The 14,544-nt window shown below is 55.5% G+C and carries 13 protein-coding genes; 5 read left to right on the top strand and 8 right to left on the bottom strand.

Annotated elements, in window-relative coordinates; translation table 11 throughout:
- Window positions 1-43: 43 nt before the first annotated feature.
- From J2Y63_RS32080 to fic, 4 genes are all read right to left on the bottom strand, one after another.
- Window positions 44-307 carry a sigma-70 family RNA polymerase sigma factor gene (locus J2Y63_RS32080; RefSeq protein ID WP_435269343.1) on the bottom strand — a complete coding sequence of 88 codons (264 nt, stop codon included), beginning with the start codon at window positions 305-307 and terminating at the stop codon, window positions 44-46.
- 296 nt (window positions 308-603) lie between these two features.
- Window positions 604-924 (bottom strand): hypothetical protein, encoded by a 321-nt coding sequence (locus J2Y63_RS32085; protein ID WP_435269393.1) that lies wholly within the window; start codon window positions 922-924, stop codon window positions 604-606.
- 189 nt (window positions 925-1,113) lie between these two features.
- Window positions 1,114-1,542 (bottom strand): helix-turn-helix transcriptional regulator, encoded by a 429-nt coding sequence (locus J2Y63_RS32090; protein WP_435269344.1) that lies wholly within the window; start codon window positions 1,540-1,542, stop codon window positions 1,114-1,116.
- Window positions 1,543-2,227: 685 nt separating this feature from the next.
- Entirely contained in the window at window positions 2,228-3,319 is a 1,092-nt protein-coding gene (fic, locus tag J2Y63_RS32095) for a protein adenylyltransferase Fic (protein WP_435269345.1), read from the bottom strand.
- Window positions 3,320-3,811: 492 nt separating this feature from the next.
- Between fic and J2Y63_RS32100 the strand changes: the two genes are divergently transcribed.
- Window positions 3,812-4,663, top strand: a complete 852-nt coding sequence (locus J2Y63_RS32100) for an acyltransferase (RefSeq protein ID WP_435269346.1) — start codon at window positions 3,812-3,814, stop codon at window positions 4,661-4,663.
- Between the two features lie 50 nt (window positions 4,664-4,713).
- Here J2Y63_RS32100 and J2Y63_RS32105 read toward each other — a convergent pair whose 3' ends face one another.
- Entirely contained in the window at window positions 4,714-6,015 is a 1,302-nt protein-coding gene (locus J2Y63_RS32105) for a hypothetical protein (RefSeq protein ID WP_435269347.1), read from the bottom strand.
- A 377-nt stretch (window positions 6,016-6,392) separates the two neighbouring features.
- On the opposite strand from J2Y63_RS32105, the gene J2Y63_RS32110 reads away from it, so the two are divergent.
- A complete protein-coding gene (locus J2Y63_RS32110; protein ID WP_435269348.1) occupies window positions 6,393-8,384 on the top strand; it encodes a capsular polysaccharide export protein, LipB/KpsS family in 1,992 nt (663 codons plus the stop codon).
- Between the two features lie 246 nt (window positions 8,385-8,630).
- A complete protein-coding gene (locus tag J2Y63_RS32115; protein WP_435269349.1) occupies window positions 8,631-9,743 on the top strand; it encodes a calcium-binding protein in 1,113 nt (370 codons plus the stop codon).
- Window positions 9,744-9,871: 128 nt separating this feature from the next.
- On the opposite strand, the gene rfbC is transcribed toward J2Y63_RS32115, so the two are convergent.
- Window positions 9,872-10,426: a dTDP-4-dehydrorhamnose 3,5-epimerase gene (gene rfbC, locus J2Y63_RS32120; protein WP_435269350.1), complete on the bottom strand. Its 555-nt coding sequence runs from the start codon at window positions 10,424-10,426 to the stop codon at window positions 9,872-9,874.
- The gene (gene rfbA, locus J2Y63_RS32125; protein WP_435269351.1) at window positions 10,423-11,307 is read right to left on the bottom strand and encodes a glucose-1-phosphate thymidylyltransferase RfbA; all 885 of its coding nucleotides are present in this window, start codon (window positions 11,305-11,307) and stop codon (window positions 10,423-10,425) included. The genes rfbC and rfbA overlap by 4 nt, the downstream gene beginning before the upstream one ends.
- 166 nt (window positions 11,308-11,473) lie before the next feature.
- Between rfbA and rfbB the strand changes: the two genes are divergently transcribed.
- Together rfbB and rfbD are read left to right on the top strand one after the other, a co-directional pair.
- Window positions 11,474-12,541 carry a dTDP-glucose 4,6-dehydratase gene (gene rfbB, locus J2Y63_RS32130; protein ID WP_435269352.1) on the top strand — a complete coding sequence of 356 codons (1,068 nt, stop codon included), beginning with the start codon at window positions 11,474-11,476 and terminating at the stop codon, window positions 12,539-12,541.
- 3 nt (window positions 12,542-12,544) lie between these two features.
- Window positions 12,545-13,450: a dTDP-4-dehydrorhamnose reductase gene (rfbD, locus tag J2Y63_RS32135; RefSeq protein ID WP_435269353.1), complete on the top strand. Its 906-nt coding sequence runs from the start codon at window positions 12,545-12,547 to the stop codon at window positions 13,448-13,450.
- Window positions 13,451-13,470: 20 nt separating this feature from the next.
- On the opposite strand, the gene J2Y63_RS32140 is transcribed toward rfbD, so the two are convergent.
- A complete protein-coding gene (locus tag J2Y63_RS32140; protein WP_435269354.1) occupies window positions 13,471-14,346 on the bottom strand; it encodes a M23 family metallopeptidase in 876 nt (291 codons plus the stop codon).
- Window positions 14,347-14,544: the final 198 nt, after the last annotated feature.

Here is a 14,544-nt window from a genome sequence, read left to right on the forward strand (position 1 = left end):
ACAATCATCCAAATAGCCAGATCGACGACCTGCTGCCTTGGGCCTATGCCGCAAAGCACGAACTGAAAGCCGTGGCCTGAAAACAGCGCTTACGCATGATCGTGAACATCCACGCCAGGAGTGACGTCCCCTCTTGATAGAGATGCGCCGAGTGCAGAGCACGGATTATCGTGTCCTGTACGAGGTCATCCTGGTCAGGACCGTTCCCGTAAAAACGCCGCGCAAATCTTTTGAGTGCTGTCTGATGCAGAACGACGCCGAAATAGACTTCGCTGCCCGTCCAGGCGCCGTTATCGCGGTGAAGCATGGTTCAGGTCCCTTCGTTTCGCTAAGGAATGAACAAGCTCGTTTCCGGTTCCTGTACGCTGGCATACCAAGGGAGGCGCCCGCAAGTCGACGGCTCTCTACAGCGCAAACTGAGGCACGGAGTTCTGGACCCCGTTTTACAAGGCTCGGGTCGAGCGCAACGCAGCGGTAGAAGAACGCTTTGAAGCCGAAGCCACGCGGAGCGAGTTCATCGCGCCGTCAATCTCCGTGGCATCATACAGCCGGATCTCTTTTGTCTATCCGACCAGCAAAGCTGCTTATGCGCGGTGGCGTGGATTAACCAAACAACCAGAGTGACGAGCCAGCAATGTATTTCCCGGTGAGAAATGAGGCCGGGAAATTGAGGAGATACGGAATTAAGAAAAGGCGCGAGGGTGCAGCGGCGATGACGCCGATATAGCTCGCGCAACCGATAAGGAAGCCGATGAGTGCCGAAATCAGCGCGCTCATAAAAAGAAAGGGGAAGGTGGTGGTTCCGACTCCAATCGTCGAAACGAGAAAGATGAGGCACGACGCCACAGTGACAGCTGTTCCTGCGCAAAGGCACGTTAACATGATGCGCGTATAGGTATCGCCACCGAATTCGTGCCCTGTCATGCCCACCTCTACGTCTGTCATATTGGAGAAACGACGACAAGATACACCTTAGCATGGTCACGAAACGTTGGACTAGTTCGTCCAGCATGGCGTAGTAGCGTTCTTCAGCCTCGGCTGGCGGTATGTTGCCGATAGGCTCCAGGAATGTTACCAGGCGTCTGGGGTGCAACCGCTTCCCGTAGGCAGCAATCAGTCTAGCTGAGAAAAAGCGATTTCCATCAGTTCGATCGTCCGGTGCGTGCCGGCCTTCTTATGAAGGTGGTGCACGTGCGCTTCAACCGTTCTCGGATGAATGCCCAGCATGGTCGCGATCCCTTTAGCCGTATGACCCTTCATGAGCTCAGCGAGGATTTCCCATTGTCTAGAAGTCAAAGTGGACAGCAGCCTATGCCTTGTCTGGGCTGCTGCTAAGCGCGCTGGTGAAAGGAGGCAAAGGCACATCATGCTTCCGCCCATATCGAGCGCCGGCCCAATCTGCGCTGGTGCTCTTTCCACGACTGTAACGCCGCGCTCAATTTCGTCAGCCAGCAGTTTAAGGTACGCGGCAAATTCGATGCCGTCACCAATCGGGACAAGCTTCGCCTCCAATAGCGCGTCTCCTCCGGTTTGCCAGGCCATGATCGTCCACCCTCGGTAGCAAAAATAACATCTGCGGAGGGAATAAGTAACAATAAAGGGATGGCCCCGTTAACGGTGTCGTACGGCAGGTGCCACGAGTCACGCTGATGTCACAGGGAGTAGCGTCGAAGTAGCACGCCCGGGAAAGGATGCCCCACAGAAATCGCCTGCTCGGCAGCCGCCAGCGCAAAGGGAACACCAGGGTCTCAGCCAGGTTTTTAGCCTGTTATGACGTCTTCGATCGAAGGTCATGTTGCAACTTTATACGGATGCCCCCCGCTACCAAAGGCTGGGCACGCCTGTCTTCCATCGCGATAACACCGGCGTCTCGCGGCAGGCTGGGAAGTAGCGGCTGTGGCTACTCGGATCCCCGACGAAATCCATGCCTTGGAGACCAGCGTCCGCAATGGAGACTGCGAGGCCGCGAGGACGATCCGCATCACCTCTGTCTGTCGATATGCTGATTGCGGGGCCGCTGATGCCCATTCTAGCGCAGTTTAGAAAGACTCATCCGGCCATCTTACAGGACTTACGGCGGAGGGTCTGTATGGCAGCCCTGCGCCAGCGAAAGGACAACGCCGCCCCGCGCGCGCGCGGGGAGCCGCCCGAAAGCCTTCTCAGGCGCAAGCTCAGCAAGATCGCTGTCGCGTCAAGTTAGCCAATAAAGCGGCCAGTTGGGGGCAGTTCATTGTCGGCGATCTGCGGAAAGCAGGTCGATCAGCGCGGGATTGACATAAAGATTTTCTCGTCCTGCTTTCACCTCTGTCAGCATGCCGTCGTCGACGAGAGCTTTCAGATAGACCGATGCGGCCTGGCGCTTTGCGATGCCGGCTGAGACGAGGTCGCTGATGCGGCAATAGGGGTTGACGAAAATGACCTCAGCGAGTTCGCGTGAGTAGATCTTGGGGAGATCGCGGCGGATACGGACACCCGCCTCATCCAGTAGGCCCCGGATCGCGTGGATCTTCGCGCTCGACCATATCGCCGTTTCGCGGATGCCTTCAAGCATGTAGAGGATCCAGTCTTCCCAGGCGGCATCGGTCGTAACCCGCAGCAGCAGATCGTAATAGGCGCGCTTATTGCCGATGATGTAGCGGCTCAAGTAGAGGACTGGAATGTCGAGCAGACCCTTGTCTACGAGAAAGAGCAGGTTGAGAACCCTGCCGGTGCGGCCGTTGCCATCGGTGAATGGATGGATAGCCTCAAACTGATAGTGCATGACAGCGAGCCGAACGAGTGGATCGATGTCCTCGGCCTCGTGAATATATCGCTCCCAGTTTGATAGTTTGTCTAGGAGCACGGCCCGGCCCTCAGGTGGTGTATAGATGACCTCGCCTGTCGCATCATTGAGCAATGCAGTTCCAGGTGTCGCCCTGATGTCGAGTTCGATGCCCTTGATGGTCCGGCAGATTTCCAAGGCCATTGCGGTCGAGACCGGCCGCTCGTTCAGCATGGCGAAACCCTGATGAAGGGCGGTGCGATAACGCAGCGCTTCTTTCGTCGCCGAATCCGGTGAGTTGCCGGCCTCGTTGGCGAACCGGAACAGACGGTCAGTCGTGGTAACGATGTTCTCGATTTCCGAACTCGCCTGCGCCTCGAGGAGCGGAATCGAGTTGATCAGTACCGATTGATTTGGGATGAGCCGACCGGAGGCCTTCAGTTCGGCCAGCGCGGCACGCGCCTCGATACAGGCTTTCAGCACAGGCTTGGTTTCGATATCCTGCGTCGGCGGAAGAGCCGGCAGATCGTTGAACGCACGGTCGGGTCGAAACGCCATTACGGAAACAGCCCTTCTGATCGGATTTTGCTGCTAGATATGTCGATGGGAACGACATGTCGCAAAAATGTGTCGATGGAATCGAGATTTATCGACATATCATGTCGTCGGCAAGGCCCTTGTTCAAACACGCGGCACGCGGATAACCGACCATTAACAAGCCAGGCCCCAGACTCGAGAATGCGACGTCGGGCCCTCTGGTCGTAAGCCGTATGAAGCGCGCGCTGGTCATCTGCGGCGGAAATGCCACGAAGGCCCGTGTGAACGTTGATTTGCATCAGTTTTTCATCACGCGCGGAATGTTCGATAATGCAAGATTATCGATCATTATAACGACGAGATTGGTGGTGCAGGTAAAAGGTAATTTTGTGAAATAACCGCTCCGGCCTGTAACGCTGACTTAAAGAGATAAGATTCTTTTAACCGAAAGCGTCGCCACTTTTAAAGCACCTATAACTTGTTTAGTTTCGTCTCCCTTGAAGGGAAGGCGTAATGTTTCAATTTCTTAAAAACCGTAAAGTCAAGCAGTCCATTTCACTGCCGCCGCCGGCTCCTATCCCTGCTGCTCCTGCTCCTGCTCCTCTTCCCGTCTCTGTAGCTTTCCAACAAGAGACGACCCCCCCCGAGGGACTTGAAATAAATCTCTCTGAGACAGCCACCCTTGCCAGTAAGCTTTTCGTCGAAGGTGATGGCAACGTGATTACGATAGGTGCCAAGTCACATGTCCGCGGCTCGATCCGTATTGAGGGCCATGGCCATGAAATCAAAATTGGCGACAACGTCACCTTGAATGATCACATAATTATTCAGGGAAACAACAATGCGATCTCAATCGGCAACCGTGTCTCGCTTGCCGGGCAGATCCTCGTAAAAGGAAAGGAGCAGCGTGTTGAGATTGGTGACGGCACAAGAGCGCGCGATGTTCGTATCCTCTGCCAAGAGGGGGGCTTTGTGAAAATCGGCCGGGACTGCCTTTTCTCTCGCCAGGTGGAAATTCGCACGACAGATTCGCATGCGCTGATCAGCCGAAAGACCGGCGAGCGCATCAACCTGCCCGGTCCGGTTGAAATCGGCGCCCATGTCTGGATAGGTCTTGGCGTCTTGGTCGGGAAGGGCGCAAAAATAGCCGATGACAATGTTGTCGGCGCCAAGTCTTTTGTAACGAAGCCATTTCTGGAAAGCGGAACGGTTATCGCCGGTGTCCCCGCCAAGGTCGTCAAGCGCGACGTGACATGGCAGCGGGACTGCAAGCCTATATACGATCTGGATACGCTGGATGGCTGGCGGGCAATTGTCTTTATTGTCTCGATATGCCTGCTGCCGGATCTTCTGCCTTTCGCCTAAACGGCCCGGTACGGCCTATAGAAGATGGGCAAGCCTCTGCATTGCACGCATCACGCATCACGATCCAGGAGGTGCGCTCGATTGGCGGCATAACCGCGCTGGACGTCGAATATCTGGCTTCGAATCTGCTCAAGGACCTCACGGATGCGAAGAGCAGCCCGGCCATCGAATTCTCCAATGCCAAACGATCGTGAGGCCCAGCCGAGATCGTAGTTCCCGACAAAGGTTTCAGGCTGGACGATGGATTTTGCAATGATCTCTTCAAGTTCAAACTGGGTGCGCGCCACCGGTATTTTCAATCCATCCCAGATTTGATCGAATTCCACATACTTTGCCGTAACCGCTACCTTGCCGGCCAACGCCGCTTCCAGCAGCATGGTGCTGTTTATCGAGATCAGGATATCACTGGCGGCGATGGTTTCTTCTGCGGTCAGCAGGTAGAGGCTTGCATTGTCTATCACGATAGAACTGCTCGAGCTGGCCTCTTCGTAGACCTCCGGATCCAGTATGGAATCCCTTGAGGGCGGTGTGCGAATAATGAGCTGGATATTCGTCCTCTTCGCGATCGAGGTGAGGTGCAGGAGGGCCTTGTTCTGAGCCACGCGCGCCACCTCGGTGTTGTATTGGCTGTCGAGGGGCTGGGCGGCAAAGGTCATGACCGGCCTGCTGGGGTCGAGCCCCAGCACCGAAACGGCGCGTTTTGCGTCCGGGGTAGAGATATTGGCGAGGTAGTCGAATTTCGGCGCGCCGACTTTCACGATGCGCTCCGGCGGATATCCCCTTGATGCGAAAATGCGCTCCTGAGTATCGCCCCAAGCGAGAACGAGGTCACAAAGCGGGACGTTCATGCCCATCCTAGGATGAACGTAATACATGTCCTCCTTGGCGAATACCGATTCGTGGGGCACCAGGATTGTGGGGATACCGAGGCGTGATGCGCCGTAGACCAACCGACGCATCACAGGAATCCAGTCAAGGGTTACGACCAGTGCGACCGCGGAACTCCGGTAGGGTGCGAGCTTATGCATGACCATGCGATCGTAGACGGCTGGTTGCCGCTCCGCATAAAGCAGGGCATCTATGCGGCGCCTCTTGTTGGCGGGATCGATGAGGATACCAATATCCTGGAAGGGCAATTGACCATCGGCTCTGATCAAATCGACCAGCTTGTCCGTATGCTCCGGAATCCACGATTGGTAAAGAAAGGTCGGTGCACTTGGGGCACGGGCAACCGGGTCGTTGCGATTGAACCAGCTTGGAGGCTCGGCAAATTCGGGTGGTAGAGCTGGGATCGGCTCCGGCTTTAAAAACGCTTTTGAACCAAGCTTCTTTACGAGTTTCACAATGCGCATAATCTACTTGGTCCTTCGGAGGGTGGAAGCGGATGTATGAATTGCTACCGCTAGCCCCGGTCATGCTTTGGTGTGATTGGAGGTTAGGAACTCATGCGGAAACCGATATCCCATAGTCTTGTGCGGGTGAAGAGTGTTGTAACGGCATCCTCAACTCAAGGCGGAGCAATTCGACCATACGGATGAGGCTGAGATCGCCAGCCTTGCATACCGTCCCAAAAGCCGATGCCGCAAAGGGAAGCAATAGAAAACCTGCAACTAGACGACGTATGCACGGCCAAAATCTTCGGTTTCTGCAAAATGCCTGTTGGTTGGCACGGCAATCAGGTGATAGCCAACCGGTAGGGTTATGATGCTCTCCGAGGGAGGGTTGAAGTATGATTTATGAAATAGCAGTTGATATTGGGAAAGCGATATATGGATATGCGCTCCTCCCCTGGAAGAGGTTCCGGCCTAATGAGAGGCCACTACGGGTCCTATTCGCGCAAAAAACTCCGGAAGAGATATTAGAAAAGTACCTTCCAGATGAGAGGGTTTTCTCATTTGATGGTGTTCCGTCACGATGGGACTTTTATACCAAGTGCGTCCCGTTGATATTGGCTGATCGTCGGTCCGGCATTTATCATGCCGAAGGCCGTTTGCCACGGTTCATAAAGACCTTTTCCCGTCGCTATCATATTCCGATTGAAAACATCTCTTCCACAAAACCTGCAGTCTATACGTCGGCAGTGCTTGCTCAAGGCAAGCCGATGTTTCTATATGTGACTTGGATAAAAGACGAAGATGAGGCGCTGATCAATCGCACCAAGAGCGATACATATGAATTACTGTCTTTTGATATAGCAAAAGCGGTAGGTAACGATGACGACCAACTCTCTGTCTCAAGCTTCGCAAGCTACGATCCTGGCTTATATCGACAGAAAATTACGCGGAGGCTTGCTCCGCTCCGGTCCGCTTTATCGGGTGTTATCGTCACGCAAGATTGGTCGCCAGCCATGCGGATTGTTGTAGGAGTGTGCCAGGAGCTCGGTATTCCGACGATCCTATTCCCACAGGCGTCAATGTCTATCGACCACGCCCAATACTACCGGGATTCGAATACCCAGGCCTCATTGCCGATCTGTGACGTGGTTCTTGGTTGGGATCGGCGTCAGAAGGAAGTTTTTCTAGAACGTGGATATCCTGCGGAACGATTCAAGTCTGTTAAGTTATTTGAAGAAGCAGCTCCAATCATCGACGACAATGCATCTCGTAGCATTCACAACTACCTGAAAGACGTAGCAACTGGCCGCATCAAAATTGAGCCGATGCCCCATGCGATGGAGAAGTTGCGGCAGGGACAAACGATTGACGTCGCGGCAATTGCCAGTAGTGAAGAAGTCCTTGAATCTACACAGATGTTCTTGCGCCCACTCCTGAATGTTCGAACGCTCGCAAGCAGCTTAGGCCGAGATGCATCGGAGATGTCGGCCGTCGAGCTATTTTTTCAATGGGGCGTGAAAAGCACCGATAACAAAGAACATCAACGATCGCTGGCGCAGCTTCTTAAGAAGCGGGTGATGATCATTGAAGACGGATTTATCCGTTCCATGAAAATTGGTCTATCAGGCGAGCCTGGCCTTTCAGTCATTATCGACGACACAACATCCTACTATGACGCAACGCGGCGCTCTGGCCTTGAACGTGCATTGCAGAACGGGCGAGAGTTGACGGATGCCGAGCACCAGCGCGCCTTGCATGCCATCCGTCAGATTGTTGATAATCGGGTTTCAAAATATAACCATGCTCCCGTTATACCTATTACTGTCGGACGTGCGGAAAAGCCAAAAATTTTAGTCGTCGATCAGCGACGTGGCGATCAATCGGTCGAGAGCGGCCTAGCCAATAGAAGAAGCTTTAAAAGTATGCTTCTTGAAGCGATTTCCACCTATCCAGAGCATGACATATTGGTGAAGGTACATCCAGATGCTATCTCTGGAGGCAAGTCTGGTTATTATACAGACGAATTGAGCTATGTTCCCGAAGAAGAGCGTTATCGGGTCTTTCTCGTCAGCAACGAAGTCAACCCTTTTGTGCTGATTGATCTTGCCGAATCGGTCTTTGTCGTCTCGTCCGGCATGGGGTTCGAAGCCCTGATGGCAGGCAAGCCCGTGCATTGCTACGGCGTACCATTCTACTCAGGATGGGGCGCCACCATCGACCATAAATCTCTAAAACGCAGGACGCGGAAACGATCTGTCGAAGAGATTTTCCACTTCGCCTATATCGAAGCTTCCCGATATGTGCATCCAGAGACTGGGAAAAGGATCGAAGTGGAAGAGCTTGTCGCTCTGATTGGGCGTTATAAGGTAGGCCAATCCGCCACGTGACAACAATTGCCGTCGCGGTGTCGGTAACGCGCCTTAATCAGCTTCTCGCGTGTGGGCCAAGCTGCCAGCCAGGGGGGAAGAAACTACGCCTGATGAACGCATTGCCAAACTTTAGACGTATGCTATTTCTCGATATACGTAATGATAATGCAAAATGGATAATAACACTTACCAAAATATGCCAATTTGACGAAATTATTGTATCGATATTTGATCGTCTCCAATATTAATTTAAGGAGTCGGATCATGGTATCGGTAACAAGCAAGGTTGAGGGTTTTGCCGACACGGGTGATGCTCACGATAAGGTAATAACTGATACGTTAATTGATGTTTCGAAAACCACGCTTGGAGATGTCTCTGTAGAGATAAATTATCTCGGAGATTTTGGTGAGGTTTATGGGTTTTGGCCAGACGAATGGTTCAAGCTGGATATCGACGGTTACGCTGTAGGAGGGGAATTCAAGGGTATACAGTCACAGCTAACCTCCACGAACCTCTCAATTGCAAAAGGTGATTGGGCAAGAATTATTGCCGATGGCAGTTTTACTGTCACTTACACGATGGGTCATGGTGTTGATAACCTTGATCACAATCCAAATGAATTCATTGAATTGACCTTCACATGGGATCCCCACAATCCTCCTGCGAAACTCGACCCAATTCGGCTGTCGGGGACAAGTGGCGATGATTTCTTACTGGGCACCAGTGCCAGTGATCTCATCAATGGAGACAAAGGTGGAGACTCTATTTTTGCCGGAGATTCCGACGACATAGTCAATGGTGGAGACGGTGACGATATAATTGGCGGTGGCACAGGTGCGGATAATCTTCGCGGCGATGCGGGAAACGATGCCATCTTCGGCGGCAATGGTAATGATTTGATCTATGGTGGCGAAGGCAACGATATCGCATGGGGTGGCAAAGGCGCTGATCTGATCAGGGGTGACGCCGGAAACGATTTACTGGGCGGCGGTCTTGGGCGCGACGCGCTCTATGGTGGTGATGGCGAAGATGTGCTTTTCGGTGGTGCCGATAATGATTGGCTCTACGGTGAGGCCGGTAAGGACACTCTGTACGGCGGTGCTGGCGACGATTATCTAAATGGTGGGCTCGGCAACGACATACTTTCCGGCGGTGCTGGTGCCGATACTTTCGTTTTCAACGGAAATGAGGGGGATGATGTCATCCGCGGGTTCAATGCCAAAGATGGCGATCACATCGATCTTGGCGGCCAGACTTATACCATCTCAGAAAACACTGAAGGTTTTGCCGTTCTCGAATTGTCGGGCGGCGGCTCCATAACCCTCAACGGGATCGATATAAGCGATGTCAGTGATGGATGGTTCTTAGCAGCATAGCGTGGCAACTTAGCCTTAGAGAATCAGCTGGCCCTGCGAGAGCAGGGCCTTTTCTCTCGAGAATATATGTTTATACTGCAATAAATTTGTCCTTTACCAGGTACCTATCAATCCTCTGTCTGGATAAATTACGCAAAGACCTCAATCTCGTCTAGGCCGGCGGCGGTACGGTCTTTCTCGGAAAGTAGCAAGTCGACGAAGGCGGTTGGCCACTTGATGGCGATATTTGGATCGTCGTAGCGAATTGACCGGTCATGTTCGGGAGAATAATAGTCGGTCACTTTATATACAACTTCCGTATTCTCTGTGAGAGTGACGAAGCCGTGGGCGAAGCCTTTAGGAACTAAAAGCTGATTCCATTTTTCTGCGGAAAGCTCGAGGCCGACCCATTGAGCGAAGGTTGGAGAGCTGCGGCGGATATCAACGGCCACATCGAAAATTGCGCCGCGTATCACGCGAACGAGCTTGTCCTGTGCCCGTGGCGGTAGCTGGTAGTGTAGTCCGCGTAGTACGCCACGCCGAGCGGAAAGGGAATGATTGTCTTGCACGAAGGTCAGGTCGACGCCGGATTGGACGAGGCGGGCGGCGTTGTAGGTCTCGGAAAAGAACCCGCGAGCATCGCTCAAACGGGTGGGCATGATTTCGAGCACGCCTTCAAGCATCGTGGGGCGTATTTCGATCATGCCGTACCAAGCTCCTGAGCGCGCCGGCGCAGGTAGTTGGCGTATTCGCTGCGCCCCATCTGCTCGGCCCGTTGCAGCATTCTGTCGACCGGAAGCCAGCCCATCTCTACGCCGATTTCCTCCGGGCAGGCGATCTTGATGCCTTGCCGGTGCTCGATGGTTCGCACGAAGGCAGAGGCCTCGTGCAGGCTGTCGAGCGTGCCGGTGTCTAGCCAGGCGTAACCGCGGCCGAGTTGTTTTACATGCAGCTTGCCGCGCTCAAGATAGGTGCTGTTGACGGTGGTGATCTCCAGTTCGCCGCGGGCGGAGGGTGTGATGGAGGCGGCGATGTCGACGACGTCGTTGTCGTAGAAATAAAGTCCCGTCACGGCCCAGCTCGATTTCGGGACAGCAGGTTTTTCCTCGATCGAAAGCGCCGTGCCGGCGGCATCGAACTCCACCACGCCATAACGCTGCGGGTCGTTGACGTAATAGGCGAAGACGGACGCGCCGCTTTCGCGCGCCGCGGCCTGCCGGCAGAGGTCCGAAAGCCCATCCCCGAAGAAGATGTTGTCACCGAGGACCATGGCGACCGAGGACGAGCCGATAAACTCCCGGCCGATGATGAAGGCTTCAGCGAGCCCGTTCGGTTGTGGCTGCACGGCGTATGAAAGTTCGATCCCGAAATCCGATCCGTCGCCGAGCAGCTCTTGGAACAGCGGCAGGTCGCGCGGCGTGGAGATGATAAGAATTTCGCGGATGCCGGCAAGCATGAGCACGCTGAGTGGGTAGTAGATCATCGGTTTGTCGTAGATCGGCAGAATCTGCTTCGAAACCGCGATGGTGAGGGGATAAAGGCGCGTGCCGCTTCCCCCCGCCAGAATGATACCTTTGAACGCCATGTAGGATAGACCAGTCACCAACGGGAAATCGCGCCGAACCTCGCATGGAAGGCGGCTGCGTTGCAACACTTGTGCAGGCGTAAAGGCGCAGACCCGTCCTTGCCCTGAAACTTCCCCTTCGGCTAAAGGTGAGGCCTCGCACTCCAGGAGAAGCGGACAGGAAAGCATGCGCGTACTCGTCACCGGCGGAGCCGGCTTCATCGGATCGGCCGTCGTCAGGCATCTCGTCCTGGAAAAGCGCTACGAGGTCCTGAACGTCGACAAGCTCACCTATGCGGGCACGGAGACCTCGTTGCAGGCCGTCCACGGTGCGCCCAACTATCGTTTCCTGCGCGCCGACATCTGCGACGGCGAAACCCTGTCGCGGACGCTTATGGATTTCCAGCCCGACCGGGTCATGCATCTGGCGGCCGAAAGCCATGTCGACCGCTCGATCAACGGTGCGCAGGATTTCATCAACACCAACATCGTCGGAACCTTCACGCTCCTGGAAGGCGCCAGGGCCTACTGGAGCAGCCTGGAGGGGGAACGAAAGAAGGCTTTCCGTTTCCTGCATGTCTCGACGGACGAGGTCTATGGATCGCTCGGCGAGGAGGGCCTGTTCACCGAAACGACGGCCTATGATCCAAGCTCTCCCTATTCAGCCTCCAAGGCAGCCTCCGACCATCTCGTGAAAGCGTGGGAACGCACCTATGGCCTACCGGTGGTCGTCTCCAATTGCTCCAACAATTACGGTCCTTACCATTTCCCAGAAAAACTGATTCCGCTGATGATCCTCAACGCCATGGAGGGCAAGCCGCTGCCTGTTTACGGCAACGGTGCGAATGTGCGGGACTGGCTCTATGTCGAGGACCATGCCCGCGCCCTCGACATCATCGCGGAGCGTGGCCGGATCGGGCAGACCTACAATGTCGGCGGCCGTAACGAACGACGCAACATTGACGTGGTAACGCGGATCTGCGGCCTGATGGACGGTTTTCGCCCACGTGCGACGCCGCATGGCGACCTCATCACCTATGTGACCGACCGGCCGGGCCACGATGCCCGCTATGCGATCGATGCGACGAAACTCGAAACGGAGCTAGGCTGGCGGGCCGAGGAGACTTTCGAGACCGGCATCGATAAGACCGTACGCTGGTATCTCGACAATGAATGGTGGTGGAGCCCGCTGCGCGAGCGATATTCCGGCGCGCGGCTCGGCCTACCCGGCCGTCAATTGAAAAGCAGCGTGTGAGGCATGAACGGCAAGCGCAAACGCATTGTGGTGACGGGCCGGGAGGGCCAGGTTGTCCGCTCACTGCTCGAGCGCGGAGCTTTGAGCGACCGCTTCGATGTCGTGGCGCTGGGACGGCCCGAGCTCGACCTCCGAGATCCAGATGGGATCGCTGCGGCCTTCCGGCAGGCGCGGCCTGACATCATCGTCTCTGCCGCCGCCTATACGGCGGTGGACCGGGCGGAAACCGAGGAGGCGGAGGCGCACGCCATCAATGCCGTTGCGCCCGGCCGGATCGCAGAAGTCGCGGCGGCGCTCGGCGTCACGGTCATTCACCTTTCCACCGATTACGTTTTCGACGGCGAAAAACCGAAACCCTATCTGGAGACGGACCCGGTCGGGCCAACGAGCGCCTATGGCCGCACAAAACTCGCCGGTGAGCGCGCCGTGGCGGAAGCGACGGACAATTATGTCATCCTGCGCACGGCCTGGGTTTATAGCCCCTTCGGCAGGAATTTCCTGAAAACCATGCTGATGCTTGCGGAAAGCCGCGATCAGATCAACGTGGTGGACGACCAGCTTGGCAATCCGACCTCGGCGCTCGACATTGCCGACGGAATCTTGGTGGTCGCCGGCAATCTTCTCGACAGCGACGCCCCGCAGCTTCGCGGAACCTTCCATATGACGGGATCGGGTTCGGCGAACTGGGCGGATTTCGCAACGGAAATATTCGCCGCTTCCGCGCAGCAAGGTGGGCGATCGGCCGCCGTGGGACGGATACCGTCCTCAGCTTATCCGACGCCGGCACGCCGCCCCACTAACTCTCAACTCGATTGTGGCAAGCTGGAACGGGCGCATGGCGTGCGGCTCGGCGACTGGAAGCGCGCTACGGTCGAAACCGTCGCCCGGCTCGTTCGGGAAGGCGCATAGAGGTCCAAAACACTGCGCCCTTATTTGACGGCGACGGTCGAGACGGTGCTGCGCAAAACTGCGTCATCCTGCAGGACCGATATATTGACCTCGTAGCGCCCGGGGCTGAGCGTGCGTTTCCTGCCAGCGAAGGCCGAGTATGTCGCCTTGTCCCGATCAAGCGGCTTGCTCGTGTGGTCGACGAGGATGTTTCCCTTGTCGTCCTTCAGGACAAGTTTGATCACGTCGCCTTTCCTGAGATTGGCGAACCAGGACCAGGCGACGAACACGCCGTCGCTGGAGGAAACCTGCGGCGGTGGGCCGTCGTTGACGAGCGACTTATGGTTGATCGGCTTTCCGGCAAGGCCTGAGGCGAGGATGTCCGGCTTCTTCAGGTCGAGCTTTTCCACGATATCAGGGGAAAAAAGAGAGGCGTTTTGCTGGAAGGTCTGCGTGCAGCCTTCCGACAGCTTGCGTCCCGTCAGAGGATCGAGCGTTTCACCGTTTCGGGAAACGGTGATGTGGACATGCGGGAACTGGGCAAGGCCGGAAGAGCCGACATCCCCGAGACGGTCGCCCTTGCGCACATCCGTTCCCGGTTTTACCGCGAGGCTCCCCTTCCTGAGATGGCAATATTGCACTTCGTAGCCATCCTCCAGCTGCATGACCAGGCCGTTGCCACATTCCTTTCCGGAAATCTTCGCCCTGTCTTCCTCGGTATCGACGAGATGGTCCGTCTCACCGTCTCTGACGCGTAGCACCTTGCCGTCGGAAACGGCGATGACGGCATAACCCTTCTCCATGTCCTTCAGGGACAGGATGCGCAGATCGGTTCCCTTGTGCCCGTCATAGGACTGGCTGCCGCACAGAGGGTCTGCCGTGCCGGCTCCCGCGTCCATGTCGGGATATTGCTGCATGAAGCACGTCTTGCCGAGGTCGCATTGCGCTGGGAGACTCAACTCGATTGCTGATACAGGCGATACGAGAAAATGAGGGGCGAGGACCGCCGCGCTGAAAATAGGAAAAACGGTTCGCAAAATAATTTTCCTGAATTGACGGGAACACAATTCGGCATACGAAGAAGGTGGCAGTTGACGGCCGGCTTGGCTAAGCTC

Source organism: Shinella sp. BE166, assembly GCF_051201095.1.
In the GTDB taxonomy this organism is placed as follows: domain Bacteria; phylum Pseudomonadota; class Alphaproteobacteria; order Rhizobiales; family Rhizobiaceae; genus Shinella; species Shinella lacus.

Excerpts from the sequence above, each read along its gene's own strand:
- J2Y63_RS32080 (WP_435269343.1), bottom strand. The coding sequence starts at position 307 with ATGCTTCACCGCGATAACGGCGCCTGGACGGGCAGCGAAGTCTATTTC.
- J2Y63_RS32100 (WP_435269346.1), top strand. The coding sequence starts at position 3,812 with ATGTTTCAATTTCTTAAAAACCGTAAAGTCAAGCAGTCCATTTCACTG.
- rfbC (WP_435269350.1), bottom strand. The coding sequence starts at position 10,426 with ATGATCGAAATACGCCCCACGATGCTTGAAGGCGTGCTCGAAATCATG.
- rfbA (WP_435269351.1), bottom strand. The coding sequence starts at position 11,307 with ATGGCGTTCAAAGGTATCATTCTGGCGGGGGGAAGCGGCACGCGCCTT.
- J2Y63_RS32110 (WP_435269348.1), top strand. The coding sequence starts at position 6,393 with ATGATTTATGAAATAGCAGTTGATATTGGGAAAGCGATATATGGATAT.
- rfbB (WP_435269352.1), top strand. The coding sequence starts at position 11,474 with ATGCGCGTACTCGTCACCGGCGGAGCCGGCTTCATCGGATCGGCCGTC.
- rfbD (WP_435269353.1), top strand. The coding sequence starts at position 12,545 with ATGAACGGCAAGCGCAAACGCATTGTGGTGACGGGCCGGGAGGGCCAG.
- J2Y63_RS32115 (WP_435269349.1), top strand. The coding sequence starts at position 8,631 with ATGGTATCGGTAACAAGCAAGGTTGAGGGTTTTGCCGACACGGGTGAT.
- fic (WP_435269345.1), bottom strand. The coding sequence starts at position 3,319 with ATGGCGTTTCGACCCGACCGTGCGTTCAACGATCTGCCGGCTCTTCCG.
- J2Y63_RS32140 (WP_435269354.1), bottom strand. The coding sequence starts at position 14,346 with ATGCAGCAATATCCCGACATGGACGCGGGAGCCGGCACGGCAGACCCT.
- J2Y63_RS32105 (WP_435269347.1), bottom strand. The coding sequence starts at position 6,015 with ATGCGCATTGTGAAACTCGTAAAGAAGCTTGGTTCAAAAGCGTTTTTA.
- J2Y63_RS32090 (WP_435269344.1), bottom strand. The coding sequence starts at position 1,542 with ATGGCCTGGCAAACCGGAGGAGACGCGCTATTGGAGGCGAAGCTTGTC.
- J2Y63_RS32085 (WP_435269393.1), bottom strand. The coding sequence starts at position 924 with ATGACAGGGCACGAATTCGGTGGCGATACCTATACGCGCATCATGTTA.